Source organism: Verrucomicrobiia bacterium, from assembly GCA_036268055.1.
Classification (GTDB): domain Bacteria; phylum Verrucomicrobiota; class Verrucomicrobiia; order Limisphaerales; family Pedosphaeraceae; genus DATAUW01.
The window spans coordinates 1-17,105 of record DATAUW010000025.1; the positions used below are offsets into that span (position 1 = coordinate 1).

Consider the following 17,105-nt stretch of genomic DNA (forward strand, 5'->3'; position numbering starts at 1 on the left):
AATTTTCAACTCAAACTCCATGTCGGTAACAGCCCCCACCTTCAGCTTGCCCGCATAAAATATGAAGATTATGACCACCCTTTCAATTATAGCTGGACACGAGTGCGCTGCCGCGCAGCCGTCCCAAGTCCCGCAGGGACGCCCGACCTTAGCCCAGCCATTTATGGCTGGGTTTGCATCCATCCCCATCCAAGTCCCACCAGGGACGAAAGAATTATCCTCTTGGAACCAACCCTCACCCACTCGCCCAACGCTTCTCATTAACCCCCAACTTCAGTTGGGGGACTCCTCATCGAAACCACTCACCTCTATATCGAGCGCAGCGAGGCGAGCCCAGGCGAGCATCTTCTTATCACCTCCCGCGTTCACCCTTTGTCCTAACCCCTACCCCCTCACGTCAACATCCGAAACTTCGCCGGAGACATCCCCAAAATAGTCCGAAACACCCGCGAAAAATGAAACGGGTCAACAAACCCCGCCTCCTCCGCGATTTGTTTCACCATCGTCCCCGGCTGCTGCAGCCGCTCCGCCGCGTAATTCACCTTCAGCCGCAGCAAATATTGATACGGGCTCGGATTGTCATAACGCCGGAACAACCGGCATAAATAGGCATTGTTCAACCGGCACTCCGCGCTGATCTGCTCCAGCGTTTGCAACCGCAAAAAGTGTTGTTGAATATGCTCGCGACATTCCTGAAACGTCGTGAACGCCAGCGTCTGCGAAACCCCCAGCGGCGCGCGCGCCGCGCGGACTTTCAACGCCAGGCATTCAACCAGCCGCGCGCAAAGTTCCGCGCTATGCCACGACCCTTTCAACCCGCTTTGGATCAACTCATCAAAAATTGCCTGCGGCTCGTTCGGCGGAAAAACCTGCGCGATCGTCCCCGGCGGTAATTGGCAACGCGCCAGCAACGCCGACGCCGCCGTGCCCGTGAAGTTCACAAAATATTTCACCAGCGGTTCGTGCGCGTTCGCCGTGATGTCATGCGCCACGCCCGGCCCGTAAGTGAACACGCGCCCCGGTTGTAGCGAGTGAGTTCGCCCCTTCAAGCAAACCGTCCCGCGCCCGCGCGCGACATATTCCAGCGACACAAACGGAAAACCCGCCCGTTGAATCCGGTAATCCGCCCGCGTCCGCTCCACCCCGCCGCACACGACCACCAGCGGACGCTGCCGCGCCGGTTTGAGATCGAGATAAAACCGCCGCGCCTCCGAAACGTGCGGCGAGAAAAAATCCGGCGTGGCGGTCGTCGCGGGACGAGACGGGTTCGTTTTCATCGCAATAAGTCAATAATTGACATTTAAAGTCCAAGGATGACCATTCCCCAAACCCAAAATCCATCCTATTCTCGCGGTTGTAATAATCACCGCCGCCAAAAATTGCTATGGATTATCGCGTGCTCGGCAAAACGGGCTTGAGAGTTTCTGCGCTCAGTCTGGGTGCTTCGCCGTTTGGTGGCGTGTTCGGCGCGGTGGACCAGCGTCAATGCGGCGAGTGTCTTCACGCCGCGCTCGATGCCGGCCTCAACTACCTTGACACCTCGCCTTTCTACGGCCAGTTCAAGTCCGAAACCATGCTCGGCCAATGCCTTCAAGGCGTCCCGCGCGACCGCTATTTTTTAGCCACGAAAGTTGGCCGTTATCTCGGTGAAGCCAAGGCGTTCGATTTCTCCGCCGCGCGCGTGCGCCGCAGCATTGACGAAAGTTTGGCGCGCCTTAAAGTCAGCCATGTGGACATTATCCAATGTCACGACATCGAGTTCGCCCCGCTCGCGCAAATCATTTCCGAGACCATCCCCGCCTTGCGCGAAATGGTCCGCGCGGGCAAGGCGCGCTTCGTGGGCATCACCGGTTTGCCGTTGAAAATTTTTCGCGAAGTCCTCGCGCAAACCGAGGTGGACACCGTCCTCTCCTACTGCCATTACACGCTCAACGACACCTCCCTCACCGAACTGCTGCCGCTGCTCGAGAAAAAAAACGTGGGCATCATCAACGCCTCGCCTTTCTCAATGGGCTTGCTCACTAGGCAAGGCCCGCCCGAATGGCATCCCGCGCCGGAAAATCTGCGCGAGACCTGTCGGCACGCCATCAAATTCTGTGAGGAACGCGGCGAGAACCTTTCGCGTGTGGCCATGCAATTCGCCCTGGAAAATAAACGCATCCACACCACGCTCGTCGGCTCTGCCAGCGCGGCGCAAATCCGGGACAGCTTGCGCTGGCTGAGCGACCCGTTGCCACCCGATTTCATGGCGGAAGTCCGCGCCCTCTTTCGTCCCATCCACAACCTGACGTGGCCCAGCGGCCTCGCGGAAAATAACTGACATGATAAAAACCGGCATTCTAAATCCCCAACTCCTCTCGCTCCTCGCGCGCGTGCGCCACACGAACACCCTCGTCATCGCCGACCGCGGCTTTCCCTCGTGGCCCGGCCTGGAGACGATTGACCTCTCCGTCGTGGACGACCTGCCAACCGTCTTGCAAGTGCTCGCAGCCGTGCGGCAACATTTTCAACCGGTCGAAGCCTACATGGCCCGCGAATTCCTAAAAGCCAACTCCGCCGCCACCCGCGCGCAATTCGAAAAAGGTTTGGCTGGCGTTCCCATCACCCGCGAGCCGCACGTGGCTTTCAAAAAACGCGTACCCTCCGCCATCGGTCTCATCCGCACCGGCGACACCACACAGTACGCGAATATGATCTTGGTTTCCGGTTAGTCCATGCAAAATTTCTCAACAGCGAAGGAACCGCATCTTGCCACTGTCATTGGCAGCCGCCCCGTATTCTTATTACCGCAAAGATGGAGCATGGTAGAGCGGAGCTGCCGCTCCGCCGTCCGGCCAAAAAAAACAATTTCAAACCCCATCCCCTCCCTACGGACCGCGGGTCTGCGACTCGCAGCAACTCCCGCAAAGATTGCCGCCCCCGGCTCAACCCAACGCGCAATCACCAATCACAATCCGCCCGAAATTCCAAACCCGCCATTCACCTGTGTGCATCCAAACCCTATCCTTGCCGACACGCACGATCTTTATTCCCGGGGAGCGCACGCGCCCTCGCGTGCAGTGGCTGGCGCCCTCGCCGGCCACATCTTTGTCTGTTCTAATCTCAATAACAACGAAATCGGCCTGACGGGCGGAGACATCTCGCTTTCATGGCTGCTGCTCGGTCAAATCTACCTTTGCCGGACATACGGATGCGCCCTGCATTCATTCACTCAAAAGATTTTTCTGGCGCGTGCCGCCGCGCCGTGGTCGTGTATGGATAAACGCCCTGCATGAAAACCTTGATTCTCGAAAAACCCGGCATCCTGCGCGCGATTGACACTGCACCTCCCGATGAACCGGATAGCAACAGCGCGCTCGTCCGCGTCCATCGCGTCGGCGTCTGCGGCACGGACATCCATGCATTTCATGGCCGCCAGCCGTTCTTCACCTACCCACGCATTCTCGGCCACGAACTCGGCGTTGAAATCGTGAAAGTCGGCCCGAACGAACGCGGCCTCAAGGCCGGCGACCGTTGCGCCGTCGAGCCATATATTAATTGCGGCAAATGTATCGCCTGCCGTCGCGGCAAGACGAACTGCTGCGAAAACTTGAGCGTCCTCGGCATCCATCGCGATGGCGGCATGCGCGAATTCATCGTCGTGCCCACTCACAAACTGCATCCGTCGAGCAGCCTCACGATGGACCAGCTTGCGCTCGTCGAAACCCTCGGCATCGGCGCGCACGCCGTCGAGCGCGCGCATTTGCATCGCGGCGAAACCGCGCTGGTCATCGGCGCCGGCCCGATCGGTTTGGCCGTGATCCAATTTGCGCAAGTCGCCAAGGTCCGGCTGATCGTGGTGGACATCAGCGAAGAGCGCTTGAAATTTTGCCGCGAGAAAATGGGCGTCCGCCACACCATCAATACCACTTACGACCTGCCCACTGTCGTCCGCGAAATGAACCACGGCGAATTGCCCACCGTCGTGTTCGACGCCACCGGCAATGCCAAGTCCATGAACGCCGCGTTTGAATTGCCCGCGCACGGCGGCCGGTTGGTGTTCGTCGGCCTGTTCCAGGGCGACGTCACGTTCAACGACCCCAATTTTCACAAGCGCGAATTGTCCTTGCTCGCCACCCGCAATGCGCTCGCGTTCGATTTTGAAAAAATTATCGCGCTCGTTGAAACCGGGCAGGTGGACACCCGCAGTTGGATCACGCACTACGCCAAATTATCCGAAGTCCCCGCGCAATTCGAATCCTGGACGCGTCCCGAAACCGGCGTGCTCAAGGCCATGATCGAAGTCGTCTGATTTTCCCAACCAAAAAATTATGAAAAAAATATTCGCCACGCTGAGCCTCGCTGTTGCCGGGTTGCTGTTGCAAACCGGTTGCGGCCAGAAATCTGATAACGCCTCCACGCCGTCAACCTCCGCCGCCCCCGCCGCCGGCCAGCATTCCATCGCCGTCATTCCCAAGGGCACGACGCATATTTATTGGCAGTCCGTAAAAGCGGGCGCGGAAGCCGCCGGCAAGGAATTCGGTTATCAGATTTTTTGGAACGGCCCCGAGCGCGAAACCGACCGCGAACGCCAGATCCAGATCATCGAGGATTTCATCGTGCAAAAAGTGGACGGCGTGGTGCTCGCACCGCTGGACAAGGACGCGCTCGTGCCGTCGGTCGAAAAATTGGCGAATCTGAAAATCCCCTGCGCCATCATTGATTCGGGCATCAACACGGACAAATACGTGACCTTCGCCGCGACCGATAATTATCACGGCGGCGTACTCGCAGCCCAGCGCATGGGTGAAATTCTCGGCGGCAAAGGCAACGTGATCGTGCTCAAATACGTGCCCGGCTCCGCCTCAACCACCGAGCGCGAAAATGGTTTTATCGAGACCATCCAGAAACAATTTCCCAACATCAAAATCGTGGATAGCAAATACGGACAGGACACCGTCGAGACCGCGCTCCAAGCGGCCGAAGACATGCTGACGCGCAACCGCGACGTGCAGGGTTTTTACGCGTGCAATGCGCCGACCGCGGTCGCGGCGTTGCAGGCGCTTCAAAGCCAGAACCGGCCCGAGATCAAGATGGTCGGCTTCGACGCCGAGAAAGCTTTAATTGATGGCTTGAAAGCCGGCAAGATTGATGCGCTCGTCGTGCAGAACCCTTACAAGATGGGTTACGAAGGCGTGAAAGCCGTCGTCGCCGCCATCAAGGGCCAGCCGGTGGAAAAGAAAATAGACACCGGCGTCGCGGTCGTGACGAAAGATTCGCTCGACAAACCGGACATCAAGGCGCTGCTGAACATCCAATAACCTTCGCAGTGACCAACGCCTCCACCAACGCCGCGCTGCTGGAAATGCGCGGCATCTCGAAACGCTTTGGCCCCGTGCAGGCGTTGTCGGAGGTTTCCTTCACCGTGCGGCGCGGCACGGTTCACGCGCTGTGCGGCGAGAACGGCGCGGGCAAATCCACGCTGATGAAAATCCTCGCGGGCGTTCATCGGCCCGATGACGGCGCCATCGAACTCAACGGTGCGCCGCAGGTTTTTTCCGAACCAGGCGATGCCTTGCGCGCGGGCATTTCGATGATTTATCAAGAACTCGATCTCGCCGAGGACTTGACCGTTGCCGAAAATATTTTTCTCGGCGCGGAACCCCGGGGAAAACTGCCGTTCACGATTGACCGCGCAAAAATCGTCGCGCAAACCGCCGCGCTCGCCGCCCAGCACGGCTTCACCGTCAATCCCACCGCCATCGTCTCCACGCTCTCGACCGGCGATTGCCAGATCGTCGAATTGCTCAAGGCGCTGCGCCGCCAATCGTCCATCATCGTCATGGATGAACCCACGTCCTCGCTTTCCGAAGCCGAAGCCACGCGCCTCTTTCAAGTCGTCCGCCAACTGCGCACGAGCGGCCTCGCGATCGTTTATATTTCGCATCGCCTCGATGAAGTCGCCGCGCTCGCGGATGACATCAGCGTCCTGCGCGATGGCAAGGTGGTGCATTCCTCGCGCGCTTCCGAGCTGACCATTCCTCAAATCGTCCAGCTCATGGTCGGGCGCGAATTGAACGAATTTTTTCCGCCACGCGATCACCAGATCGGCGAGGTCCGCGTGCAGGTCAAAAACCTTTCGTCGGACGAAGGCGTGCAGGACGTGTCGTTCGAAATTCGCGGCGGCGAAATCGTCGGCATGGCCGGACTCGTGGGTTCGGGCCGCACCGAAGTCGCGCGCGCATTGTTCGGCGTGCAGAAAAAAAATTCCGGCGAAGTCCTGCTCGACGCCGCGCCCGCACAAATCGAATCTCCCGCCGATGCCATTGACCAGGGCGTCGCGTTTCTTACCGAAGACCGCAAGCGCTCCGGCCTTTGCCTCGAACTGCCGTGCTTTTGGAACGTCACGCTGCCGAACTTGAGCGTGCTCGACATGAAACACGTCCTGCAACCCGCCCGCGAAGCCGCGGAGTCCGCGAAGTTCGGCACGCAGATGAATGTCAAATGGTCCTCGCCGCTCGCGCCCGCGAATTCGCTCTCCGGCGGCAACCAGCAAAAACTTTTGATCGCGCGCTGGCTGATGGCGGGTTCGCGCTTCATGATTTTTGACGAACCGACGCGCGGCATTGATGTCGGCGCGAAACGCGAGATTTACGCGCTGCTGAACAACCTCGCGAAAAGTGGCAAGGCGATTTTATTTATCTCCTCGGAACTGCCTGAGTTGTTCGGCGTCGCCGACCGGATTCTCGTGATGCGCCGCGGCAAACTCGTCGGCAATTTGGAGACCAAAAAAACTGATCCGGCCCAGGTCATGCACCTCGCCGCCGTGGAATGATTTTATGAGCAAACTGATCCGCCAACTGCTGCCCTTCGCGAGCCTGCTGCTCATCCTGGTCGTGCTCGCCGTCCTGCGGCCGCACGAATTTCTCGCGATGGATAATTTCCTCAACGTGTTCCGCCGCTCCAGCGTCAACGCCATCATGGCCGTCGGCATGACCACCATCATCATTTCCGGCGGCATTGATTTGTCAGTCGGCTCCATGCTCGCGCTCTCGGGAATGTTCGGCGCGTGGCTGATGACCAAAATAGGCGGCGACAACCTGACCGTATCATCCATGCTGATCGGCACGCTCGGCGGCATTGCGATGGGAACCGTTTGCGGATTGCTCAACGGCCTGCTCATCACCCAAATGAATTTGCAGCCGTTCATCGTCACGCTCGGCACGATGAGCGCGTTCCGTGGCATCTCCTACGTGATGAACGACGGCCAGCCCTACAACGTCCCCGCCTACACCTACCTCGGCAACGGCCAACTTGCGGCGATGCCAGTCTCAATCCTCATCGCGGCGGTGATTGTCGTGCTGGCGATTCTTCTGCTGCGCTACACGCCGCTTGGACGTTACACTTATGCCATCGGATCAAACCGCGAAGCCGCTTTTCACGCTGGCGTGAATGTGAAACGCAATCTCACCTGGATTTATACACTCGGCGGTTTGCTCGTCGGCATCGCCTCGACAATCGCCACCAGCCGCACCGTGTCCGCGCAACCCACAGCAGGCATCGCATTGGAGTTGGACATCATCGCCGCGGTCGTGATCGGCGGCGCAAGTTTGAATGGCGGACGCGGCACGATTGTTGGCACGATCATCGGCACATTATTGATCAGCTTCCTGCGAAACGGTTGCACCCTGCTCGGCTACTCGACGAATGTGCAACTCATCATCATCGGCATCATCATCATCGTGGCCGTGGCCGTGGACCAACTCGCGCGCGGCCAGGCGAAATAACCCTTGTGGATGCCCGTCAGAAAAATTTCCAAAAACGTCGGAAAATTTAACTCGGCGTCGGAAAAGCTTACAAAAAAAATTAAAACTACTTCCAGTCATGAAAAGTAGAGATTTTTAGAAATCTTTGGTTAATAATAATTTAGAAAACAACCAAAGAAAGTTCCGGCGGTGTTGGTATAAATCTCGCTTGCTTTTGGCCATCCTTAAGTAAATCGGAAAAAATCTGTACCCGTAATCAAACCAATCACATGAATAAAAAGATATTAGCGGCCGCCTCCTGCTGGGCGGTCACAGGCGCAATCGCGTTCGCCGACGGCTCGTTCGGTCCCTTGCCTGAGGCGACCTTTAATCCCACTGGCGCCAATACGGGCAACCCAAACAACGCCGTTGAGTCAACCACTTATGGTGCCGGGGAAGAGGCCTTCACACTCGGATTGGCGGCGCAGCAACGCTACACGAATCCGGCTTTGCAGAATAACGGCGCGGGAACGTATTTCGCAACCACGGGCGCGAATGTCCAGGGCACGCCACCCACACTGGGCTCATTATGGAATGTGGATTTTTATATCAACGTCTTCGGGCCGACGAGCGCGGGCGGCCTGTCCGGTTTTACGTTCAAGCTGTTTTATGACTTTGATCCCGCTGCGAATACACCCAAAAGCCAGCTCGGTTTCATCAATTTGAATGCGGCGAATATTGCCACCGGGGGCAGCGCCACCACCAAGACCTTGCAGGATTCAGAAAATTTGGACTTCAATTTTTTCGCGACGCCCGTTTCGGGGGTTGTCGCGCCGCCGACGGGTGTGACCAGTTTTGACCCGAATGCGCCGGGCGAATATAGTTTCATTCTCGAAGCGGATGATGCTTCGACCGGTGCCGAGTTGACGGAAGTTGACATCACGGTGGACGTATCGTCAGTGCCGGATGTGTCGGCGACGGCTCCGCTGCTGGCGCTGGCGTTGGGCGGTCTGGGGATGTTTCGTCGCCGGCAAGCCGGTCGTTAAACGATTCGAAATTATTATTTTACGCAAAGCGCCGGATCAATCCGGCGCTTTTTTTATTATGTGGCTCTGGGGAAAGGATTTCCCGCGACCCAGGTTTCGTTTTACCAAACCTCTATCGGCCCTTTGGGCACAGGAATTTCCTGGCGATTGGCCACAGCGGGTTCGGTGTTGGGTTCAAGCGCAAACGAAGTCGTCATCGGCGCGGGGCGATACGCGGGTTTAAGCTGTCCGGTTTCATCGAGGAATTGGCTGCGCCATTTGCGATAACCCTCCAGCAGCGCGTGAAATTCCGCGCGCGTGGAAAGTGTCACTACTTTTTTATTGAAATCATTGGCGGGGCCAAAGCGTTTGGAGTACCACGGCGCGATTTTCCTGAACATGCGGCAACCCAGTTGCTCGCCAAAAATTTCGACCATCAAATCCAAATGGCGGCACAGCACGCGCACGCGCTCATCGAATGGCGGTTCAGGCGGCAATTCGCCGGTGTCCAGAAATTGCCGCGTGTGCTGGAAAATCCACGGATTATAAAACGCCCCGCGCCCGATGCTCACGCCCGCGCAACCGGTCTGGTCGAACATCATCTTCGCGGCTTGCGGCGTGGTCACATCGCCATTGCCGATGACCGGAATGCGCTTCACCGCCTGCACCACCGCGCGGATGCCGTGAAGTTTTACCTGGCCGGAAAAACCCTGCTCGCGTGTCCGGCCATGAACAAAAATTGCGGAGACGCCCGCATCTTCCAGCGCGCGCGCAAGGTCAGGCGCGGTAAGATTTTCATCATCCCAGCCAAGGCGCATCTTGGCCGTGATGGGAATCTTGACGGCATCCACCATGCCGCGAACCAGCGCGGCGGTTTTGTCGAGTTCGGTCATCATCGCCGAACCGCCTCCGACCCGACAAACTTTCCGCACCGGGCAACCCATGTTGATGTCCACCGAAGCGATGCCCAGCGATTCCAAAACGACCGTCGCATCGCGCATTTCTTCCGGCACGGAGCCAAAAAGTTGCACCGCCAAAGGCGAATCGGCGGGACGAGTCTCAATCAGCTTGAGCGCCTTGTGATTTTTTTCGAGCAGCGAACGCGCGTTGACCAAATCCGTCGTCGCCAAATCCAGCCCGCCGATTTCGCGTAGCGTGAGACGAAACGGCAGGTTCGTGTAACCCGCCAGCGGCGAAAGAAACAGATTCGATTTTAAATTAAGCGAGCCGAAGAGCATGTTTTGAATAGAAAGTTTAAACGACGAAACCTAATTCAATTTGATGATTTTCACTAACGCTTTCTGCCCAAAGTTGTGAGGAAGTCTATGAAAGCGGGATTAATGTCAATTTTGCCTCCCGTAAAAATAACGTGACTGACATATTTCTTGGAACTACTCACATCAATTTGTGAGCTTACCGTTACATCGTTAATATTTCCCACATGCTCCGCGGCGGCAGGAGTAATAACAAAAACCGGTTTTTGTTCTCCTGCACCCTGAAGATCAACCCGATCATAATCTTGAATTTTTGCAAAGATGCCGGAAGTGACTTGAAGTTTTTTTTGGTCAACTCCTTCAGACAAATATTCACGGCGAAAATCTGAAACTTTATTTAATGCCACTGCAAAGGCTTCCTGATCAAAAAAATGAGCGACGGCGATGGGAATTCCAAAGGTATCCTGCCACGCGCCCAGTTTTTCAATGTCCTCTTCTTTCACCCAAATATTAGGAGCAGTTGGCGGTTTGGCATGTTTTAACGGGCGCGCTTCCCACTTTTCAGCTGAACGAATTTTCCAATGGCGCTCTTTCATTTCTTTTGCCCGGTAAGGAGAAAATTCAATTTCAAGCGCGGCAAAAGCCTTTTTCAATAAATCGCCCAGGCCGGCCTTCCCGAGTTGGGTTCTCTCGTTCCAATCGAGTTGGCCATCGCGTAATACTTCCTTTTCCTCGCTGCTCAGGATAGCCGTCCTAAAAAGCAAAAGATCCGGTTCCTTAAAATTTGAATTTCCATAAACAAGCTTTTCTCCCTCGGGAACATAGGTGGAAATACCGAAACGAACGGTTTTTACCCCAAAGGCATCCCCCAAAGAAGAAATCAATAAATCTTCAGCCCAGCGGCTGGAATTGAATCGGTGCTTAAAATCAATGCCTCGTCCTTTCATCGGTCTTCTCCCCGGTCAATTCCCTCTAATAATTCAGACAAAGACATTGATAAGCCACGCGCTAACGAGCAGAGCACATTGAAGGTGGGGTTTCTGTGGCCACGTTCAAGTGAACTTAGGTAAGTCACGTGCATTCCGGCGCGTTCAGCCAGTGATTCCAGGGTCCATTCCTTGTGCCGTCGTATGGAACGAATGCGTTTGCCAAGTTTCTGCCCCAATTTAGTAGCGCGGCGCCTGTTCCGAATAGGCTTGCTCATTGTTCGTGAGGGTAAATAATAAGGGAGCAGTTGACCATAGACTCCAAGTCAAGTAACTTTTTGTTGTGGCTCTTACGAAAACAGAAAAAAATTACCTTCCGCAGGTGATTCCCGCATTCGGTCCATTGCGAGAGGAGTTGCGAGAAAAAGGCCAGTTTTGGACGCCGCAATGGCTGGCAAATGCAATGGCCAAATGGGTCACCGCAAACCACCCGGAAGTTTTGTTTGACCCCGCCGTTGGGCCGGGAACATTTTTCTCGGCGGCAAGGAGTGTTGGTTTTAAAGGTGATTTTGCAGGCTTTGAGCTGGACGGGACCGCCTTGGAAGGCGCATATAAAAGAGGTTTGAATTTTTCAGAAATGAAGGGGATTCAAATCGGGGATTTTATTCAGGATAAAATCAGGAATGAATATCCGGCAATAATTTCAAACCCACCTTACATTCGCCACCATCGTCTGAATCTTCAGCAAAAACTGGAACTACGACAGCTCGCCACAAATTTTCTTGGTTTTCCATTGGATGGAAGAATGGGGCTGCACATTTATTTTCTTTTAAAAAGCTTGCGCCAACTGGCATCCAATGGGCGGCTCGCATTTCTTTTGCCAGCAGATGTTTGTGAAGGGGTAAGTTCTACGGCCTTGTGGAAGAAAATTAGTGAGCATTTTCGCATTGATGCCGTAATAAATTTCGATAACGCAGCCGCACCGTTTCCCTCCTTGGATACAAACGTCATCTTGTTTTTAATTTCCAATCGTTCACCAGCGCCGCTAGTTGTCTGGTCGCATCTTTTAGCTCCGAAAACGGAGGCTGTCCTGGACGGTGTATATGCCCGAAATTCTCAACTTTCGGTCACTCACAAGCGCGACATATTTGAACTCCTTGCAACCGGTCTGTCGCGTCCGCCTCGGATTAACATTACAAATAGCGTTCCGCTCTCGGCATTTGCGCGCGTTATGCGAGGGATTGCCACTGGGGCAAACAATTTTTTTTTCCTGACTTCGGATCAAGTTCAACAATTCGATATCAATAAAAATTACTTTAAGCGAGCCATCGGCAGAACACGGGACTGTCGAAAAGATAAGCTCGAACTGGCAGACCTTCGCAAGTTGGATAACGCCGGGCGTCCAACATGGTTGTTAAATATTGGCAAACAACGTGCAGAAGATTTGCCAGCTTCACTTCGCAAATACATCGAAATGGGTGAGCGATGGGGTCTGCATCAAAAACCGTTGATCAAAACAAGACGGCCTTGGTATCGCATGGAACAGCGGATAGTTCCGGGTATTCTATTCGCCTATTTGGGAAGGCGTGATTGTCGCTTTATCGAAAATACGGCGGAGGCGCTGCCTCTAACCGGCTTCCTTTGTATTTATCCTTGGGATCCCGGCGTGGAACATCGCCAAAAACTTTGCCGCGCCCTGAACCATCCACTTACAATAGCAAATCTTGTGTTTGTGGGGAAGTCATATGGAAAGGGCGCCATCAAAGTCGAACCACGGCGGTTGGATGCTTTGGAGATTCCTTGTGAGGTTTTAGAAGAAATCGGCTTAAAACCAATTAAATCACATATCCAACCGATTCTTTTGGAAAAAACTCGCCGATGACTTTTATCCAACAGCGGACTCTCGCGCCAACGGCCGCCCCGCGAGTTTTTCCAACACCCGAATCGGCGATTTCTCCGGCGTCACCAGCGCCTTCAGCGGAATAATGAAAGTCTGTTCGAGCGCGTATTGGCCCGACAACACCGCATGCGGCACCGAATCCGTATAGCACATCCACGTGGCCATCGGCGGAAAAGCGATATGGATCTTGGTCGTGTTCTGCTGGAAGTCGCTGTTCTCTTTCAAATAATCATGGAAGCGCAGCATGAATTTATCGTAGGCCGAACGATCCACGATTTTCATCCCCAGCGCACGCTTGAGCGTGTTGAGAAAAGAACTGGTGTCGCCGCTGCGGGCGATTTCTTCGAGCCCGGCATTGCGCGCAAATTTTTCCGCGAGCGTGTTAAATCGGTCGGTCGTGAGCCAGTTGCGCGAGCGCGTGGGATTGATGTTCGTGAAACAGCGCAAAATTCTGCCGCCGCGCGTCGGTCGCGAAGGAAAAGCATCCACGTGCAGCAGATCGTTGCGCTTGTGCAGCGAGAGATCGCGGTTCTGTTCTTCCTCGGGACGATAGCTCGCGTAATCAAGCGCCCAATGCGCGGCATACGGCTGAAGCACGCGCTTGAGCAAGCCCGTCACTTCCTCCGAAAAATGGCGCATGATATTATGCAGGCGCTGGATGTCTTCCTTGCTGTCCGCCACGCTGCCGCGCAGCATGTCCTGGCGCGGGCGATAGGAAATATTTTTGTGGATGCGCGAATCACTCTGGCGTTGTTCCAAAAGAAAATCGCGATCGGTCTGCGGAAAATCGTATGGAATGCCGTCGAAGAAAAGAATCTGTCCGGCCTCGAGCTGTTCGCAACACCAGCGTGAACGGGCAGCCGTAGCGGCGGCATCGCCCCAGCCATTTTTAGCGTCGTAATCCGAGATGCGAACCCAATGAGCATCGGCGGATTCAGGCGTGGCGGTCGCGGAACCGGGGGCGTTTGTGTTCATAAAAATAGATGGTCGAACCAGGCGGTACAGAGCCTTTGTTATGCACGCAAAGTGTGGTTGGAGCGCGGAAAAGTCAAGTCAATCGGTGGCGATTTACGGCGGGCATCAAGGCGGCGGCGCGAAGAAATGTCCGCATCTATTTTGTCTTGCGCGGGAGCCCGTGGTGGCGCGATGGTTTGCGGCTAAAGATGCAACCAATACAATCAACCGTAACGGAGGTGTGGCGATTCCCGCTAGGCGCCATCCTGCCGCTCGTGGCAATCAGCGGGATGTTTCTGGTGCTGGGCATCATTTTTTTGCGCGAGAAAACGATGCGCGGAATGGGGGCTTTTTTTCTGATGGTGTCGGTCGTGGCGGGAACCGTATTTTTGCCGTCCAAAGTGAGAGAGCGGATCATCGTCGCGCCGAACGAATTCTCGGTGAACAATAGTTTTTGGTTTGCCCAAAAACACCAGGGATTCGCTTACGGTAAAGTTCGTCTGGTTCGCTTCCGAACGGTGGGACGCAATGCCGCGTGGCAGGTGGATTACAAGGATGGTCACAGCGAGACTATGGAATGCACGAAACTGTGTCTCGAAAATTATACCAATATCCTCAAGGCGTTGGAACATCGCGGCGTTTCTTTTCGCAATGATGTGATTGGGGATTAATTAAGCGCCGTCGAATCGAACGCCGCTACAGGAAATATTTCAAACTGTGCGCAATCGTGACAACGCCTTTTCACAAACCATCTCCGGCGTGACCGCATAAAGGCACGCCAGCGGTTCGCGATACGAGCAAGTGCTTTTTTGACACGGCACACAAGGAAGGCTTCGCGTTTGCAAAACATTTTGCCGTTGGCCATAGGGACCCGTGCTGTCGGGCTCAGTGGGGCCGAAGAGCGCAATGATGGGCTTGCGCAACGCCGCCGCGATGTGCATCGGTCCGGTATCGTTCGTGATCACGAGTTCTGAGGCACGCAACCATTCGATCATTTCCGGCAGCGAAGTTTGGCCCGTCAGGTCCAGACAGCGCGTGGGATGGGCGGCGGCGATTTGCCGGCCGAGCGCGCGGTCGGAATTCCCGCCAAGGATGGCGAATTTAAAATCGGGCGCGAGCGGCGTGAGAAGTTTGACCAACTCGACAAAATTCTCCACCGGCCAGCGCTTGTCATCCCAACGCGCTCCGGGCAACAGCGCAATCCACCGCGAATCGCCGGGACGCCATTTTTCACGGACGATGCTCGCGATCAACGGACGCTCCGGCAGCCATTGGAAATTTTGATGCACTGGCACGCGCAGTTGCGGCAGCACGGCGAGATAACGATCCACGGCATGGGTGCGCGGCGGCGAGCGCGGCGTGAGGACATCGTAATAAAGCCGGGCGCCCTCGCGCGCGCCCTCGCGGTCGTTGTCGAGCCCGATGCTCACGCCGGCGTTGGCGAGCCAGGAAAAAAGTCCGCTGCGCGCGAGGCCTTGCAAGTCAATCGCCCAATCAAAATGCTCGTGGCGCATGGCGCGAACGCTGGTGGCGAGATGCGGCCAGTTCAATGGCGACGACCAATCCTGCCGATGAAAAGAAAAAATCCCGGCAAGATCGGGATCGTCCGCGAGCAGGGGAACGAGGCTGGATTCGAGCCACCAAAAAATTTCGCTGTCAGGCAGGTGCAGCTTGAGCAGGCGCAGCACGGGCAGGGCGTGAACCACATCGCCGAGCGAACTGGGCTTGAGGATGAGAATTTTCAAGCAGGGTTCAGGAAAAGTTGGGCGATGCAACCACTATCATAGGCGAGCCCGTCGCGAGATCTTTTTCCTCTCGCTGCTACTTCATGGTAGGGCGGAGCTGCCGCGCAGCCGTCCGCAGTCCCGAAGGGACGACCGATATTAGCCCACCACTTTAGTGGTGGGTTATCGTCTCGCTCAATCCAAGTCCAGCAGGGACAAAAGAAATTTATAAATTGAACATGGGGTTGTCTGTTGATTGTAGAAGAGTACAAACCTTCTGTCGTCCCTCCGGGACTTGATTTAAGAGGCACTCCAACCCAGCCATAAATGGCTGGGCTATTTTCTTCCGTCCCTTCGGGACTGCGATGATGCCGCACCCCCTTACCGCGCGTCTTTACAATCCGTCGCCTATATGAAACTTTGCCTCGGTGATGGCCAACACGACTCGTGGACGTGAATGGGCGCGCCACTTTATTTGCCGTAGGCGAGACGCTCGGCCAAACGCGGCGGCAAACCGGCATCGAGAATTTTTTTCTGCGCCGCGGCGATGTCATAATCGAGCCGCCGCAATTCAATCGTGCCTTCGTCCACGTCATAGACGACGTACGCGCATTTCGGATTATTATCGCGGGGCTGGCCGACACTGCCGACATTGACGAAATATTTCTTGCCCAGGTCAACCTTGAATTTCGAATACGTTCCGCCCTTGATCACCGGCTGGCCGGATGCGGTCGGCTCGCGAATGAACGCCAGCGGCACATGCGTGTGGCCGAAGAAACAGACCGCGGTGTTCTGATATGGAAAACTGGCCGCAGCATCGAGCTTGTTGAAGACGTAACCCCAGCGTTGCGGGCCGTCGAGCGTGGCGTGAACCATCGAGAAACTCGTGACGAGGCGAAAATATTTGAGGTCGCGCAGCCATTGGCGTTCCTCGTCGGAAAGCTGGGTGCGCGTCCAATTCACCGCTTCGGCGGCGTGCGGGTTGAAGCCGTCGAGGTCTTCCTCCATCGAGCAATATTCGTCATGGTTGCCCTTGACGCAGGGCATTCCCATGTCCCGCACGATCTTGAGACATTCCTTGGGGCTGGCTCCGTATCCAACGACATCGCCCACGCAAGCGTAATGCGTGCATTTTTGCTCCTTGATATCGTTTAAAACGACTTGGAACGCCTCCAAGTTGGCGTGTATATCAGCTATTATTGCAAACTTCATTTATCTTTGCCTATCTGGCTATCTCAAAACCGCGTAAAGCGCCCTGCGGTTCCGCCCACGCGACCGCTTCTTTTTGAATAAAATGTCCGACTTCCGATTCCCGGATGGCTTGTTGAAACGCTCCCAGTTCGTCCGGCGAACCTTCCGCGATCAATTCCACCCGGCCATCGGCTAAATTCCGCACCGTGCCCGTGACTTCAAAACCAGCCGCCAGCGTTTTTACCGTGTAACGGAAGCCAACGCCCTGCACATTTCCCGAATAAAACACCTGTAAACGGCGTCGGCTCATTTCATGTTAGCACTTATATTCCTGCCGCGCCACTCGCTTTCGACAGCTTAAATGACTGATGGCCAGCTTACGGCACACAGGATGTAGCCAAATAGCTCTCGGGGAAGCAATGATATTATTACTCGCCGCAAAAACCG

At 55.5% G+C, this 17,105-nt stretch carries 16 protein-coding genes; 9 read left to right on the forward strand and 7 right to left on the reverse strand.

The window, feature by feature from the left end; all coding sequences use genetic code 11:
- Positions 1–392: 392 nt before the first annotated feature.
- Positions 393–1,277: an AraC family transcriptional regulator gene (locus VH413_15555; GenBank protein ID HEX3800109.1), complete on the reverse strand. Its 885-nt coding sequence runs from the start codon at positions 1,275–1,277 to the stop codon at positions 393–395.
- A 107-nt stretch (positions 1,278–1,384) separates the two neighbouring features.
- Here VH413_15555 and VH413_15560 point away from each other — a divergent pair, with 107 nt between their 5' ends.
- From VH413_15560 to VH413_15590, 7 genes are all read left to right on the forward strand, one after another.
- On the forward strand, positions 1,385–2,320 hold the full coding sequence (locus VH413_15560; GenBank protein ID HEX3800110.1) for an aldo/keto reductase: 936 nt from the start codon (positions 1,385–1,387) through the stop codon (positions 2,318–2,320).
- A gap of 1 nt (position 2,321) precedes the next feature.
- Positions 2,322–2,711 (forward strand): RbsD/FucU family protein, encoded by a 390-nt coding sequence (locus VH413_15565; protein HEX3800111.1) that lies wholly within the window; start codon positions 2,322–2,324, stop codon positions 2,709–2,711.
- Between the two features lie 560 nt (positions 2,712–3,271).
- Entirely contained in the window at positions 3,272–4,291 is a 1,020-nt protein-coding gene (locus tag VH413_15570) for a zinc-binding alcohol dehydrogenase family protein (protein ID HEX3800112.1), read from the forward strand.
- Between the two features lie 19 nt (positions 4,292–4,310).
- Positions 4,311–5,300 carry a substrate-binding domain-containing protein gene (locus tag VH413_15575; protein ID HEX3800113.1) on the forward strand — a complete coding sequence of 330 codons (990 nt, stop codon included), beginning with the start codon at positions 4,311–4,313 and terminating at the stop codon, positions 5,298–5,300.
- An 8-nt stretch (positions 5,301–5,308) separates the two neighbouring features.
- Positions 5,309–6,814 (forward strand): sugar ABC transporter ATP-binding protein, encoded by a 1,506-nt coding sequence (locus VH413_15580; protein HEX3800114.1) that lies wholly within the window; start codon positions 5,309–5,311, stop codon positions 6,812–6,814.
- Between the two features lie 4 nt (positions 6,815–6,818).
- Complete coding sequence (locus VH413_15585; GenBank protein ID HEX3800115.1) at positions 6,819–7,766, forward strand: ABC transporter permease; 948 nt, start codon at positions 6,819–6,821, stop codon at positions 7,764–7,766.
- Positions 7,767–8,014: 248 nt separating this feature from the next.
- Entirely contained in the window at positions 8,015–8,770 is a 756-nt protein-coding gene (locus tag VH413_15590; protein ID HEX3800116.1) for a hypothetical protein, read from the forward strand.
- A 101-nt stretch (positions 8,771–8,871) separates the two neighbouring features.
- Here VH413_15590 and dusB read toward each other — a convergent pair whose 3' ends face one another.
- Positions 8,872–9,987: a tRNA dihydrouridine synthase DusB gene (gene dusB, locus VH413_15595; protein ID HEX3800117.1), complete on the reverse strand. Its 1,116-nt coding sequence runs from the start codon at positions 9,985–9,987 to the stop codon at positions 8,872–8,874.
- A gap of 53 nt (positions 9,988–10,040) precedes the next feature.
- Positions 10,041–10,910: a hypothetical protein gene (locus VH413_15600; protein ID HEX3800118.1), complete on the reverse strand. Its 870-nt coding sequence runs from the start codon at positions 10,908–10,910 to the stop codon at positions 10,041–10,043.
- Between the two features lie 322 nt (positions 10,911–11,232).
- On the opposite strand from VH413_15600, the gene VH413_15605 reads away from it, so the two are divergent.
- Entirely contained in the window at positions 11,233–12,771 is a 1,539-nt protein-coding gene (locus tag VH413_15605; GenBank protein HEX3800119.1) for an N-6 DNA methylase, read from the forward strand.
- A 3-nt stretch (positions 12,772–12,774) separates the two neighbouring features.
- Here VH413_15605 and VH413_15610 read toward each other — a convergent pair whose 3' ends face one another.
- Positions 12,775–13,764 carry a Kdo hydroxylase family protein gene (locus VH413_15610; protein HEX3800120.1) on the reverse strand — a complete coding sequence of 330 codons (990 nt, stop codon included), beginning with the start codon at positions 13,762–13,764 and terminating at the stop codon, positions 12,775–12,777.
- A gap of 188 nt (positions 13,765–13,952) precedes the next feature.
- Here VH413_15610 and VH413_15615 point away from each other — a divergent pair, with 188 nt between their 5' ends.
- Positions 13,953–14,414 (forward strand): hypothetical protein, encoded by a 462-nt coding sequence (locus VH413_15615; GenBank protein HEX3800121.1) that lies wholly within the window; start codon positions 13,953–13,955, stop codon positions 14,412–14,414.
- Positions 14,415–14,453: 39 nt separating this feature from the next.
- Here the strand turns inward: VH413_15615 and waaF are convergent, their stop codons facing one another.
- From waaF to VH413_15630, 3 genes are all read right to left on the reverse strand, one after another.
- Positions 14,454–15,488: a lipopolysaccharide heptosyltransferase II gene (waaF, locus tag VH413_15620; protein HEX3800122.1), complete on the reverse strand. Its 1,035-nt coding sequence runs from the start codon at positions 15,486–15,488 to the stop codon at positions 14,454–14,456.
- A gap of 450 nt (positions 15,489–15,938) precedes the next feature.
- Entirely contained in the window at positions 15,939–16,679 is a 741-nt protein-coding gene (locus tag VH413_15625) for a metallophosphoesterase family protein (GenBank protein HEX3800123.1), read from the reverse strand.
- 10 nt (positions 16,680–16,689) lie between these two features.
- Complete coding sequence (locus VH413_15630) at positions 16,690–16,968, reverse strand: acylphosphatase (GenBank protein HEX3800124.1); 279 nt, start codon at positions 16,966–16,968, stop codon at positions 16,690–16,692.
- Positions 16,969–17,105: the final 137 nt, after the last annotated feature.

Bases quoted from the DNA above. Each gene is read 5' to 3' on its own strand.
- VH413_15570 (HEX3800112.1), top strand. From the start codon at position 3,272: ATGAAAACCTTGATTCTCGAAAAACCCGGCATCCTGCGCGCGATTGAC.
- VH413_15590 (HEX3800116.1), top strand. From the start codon at position 8,015: ATGAATAAAAAGATATTAGCGGCCGCCTCCTGCTGGGCGGTCACAGGC.
- VH413_15560 (HEX3800110.1), top strand. From the start codon at position 1,385: ATGGATTATCGCGTGCTCGGCAAAACGGGCTTGAGAGTTTCTGCGCTC.
- dusB (HEX3800117.1), bottom strand. From the start codon at position 9,987: ATGCTCTTCGGCTCGCTTAATTTAAAATCGAATCTGTTTCTTTCGCCG.
- VH413_15610 (HEX3800120.1), bottom strand. From the start codon at position 13,764: ATGAACACAAACGCCCCCGGTTCCGCGACCGCCACGCCTGAATCCGCC.
- VH413_15630 (HEX3800124.1), bottom strand. From the start codon at position 16,968: ATGAGCCGACGCCGTTTACAGGTGTTTTATTCGGGAAATGTGCAGGGC.
- VH413_15575 (HEX3800113.1), top strand. From the start codon at position 4,311: ATGAAAAAAATATTCGCCACGCTGAGCCTCGCTGTTGCCGGGTTGCTG.
- VH413_15625 (HEX3800123.1), bottom strand. From the start codon at position 16,679: ATGAAGTTTGCAATAATAGCTGATATACACGCCAACTTGGAGGCGTTC.
- VH413_15600 (HEX3800118.1), bottom strand. From the start codon at position 10,910: ATGAAAGGACGAGGCATTGATTTTAAGCACCGATTCAATTCCAGCCGC.
- VH413_15565 (HEX3800111.1), top strand. From the start codon at position 2,322: ATGATAAAAACCGGCATTCTAAATCCCCAACTCCTCTCGCTCCTCGCG.
- VH413_15585 (HEX3800115.1), top strand. From the start codon at position 6,819: ATGAGCAAACTGATCCGCCAACTGCTGCCCTTCGCGAGCCTGCTGCTC.
- VH413_15615 (HEX3800121.1), top strand. From the start codon at position 13,953: ATGCAACCAATACAATCAACCGTAACGGAGGTGTGGCGATTCCCGCTA.
- VH413_15555 (HEX3800109.1), bottom strand. From the start codon at position 1,277: ATGAAAACGAACCCGTCTCGTCCCGCGACGACCGCCACGCCGGATTTT.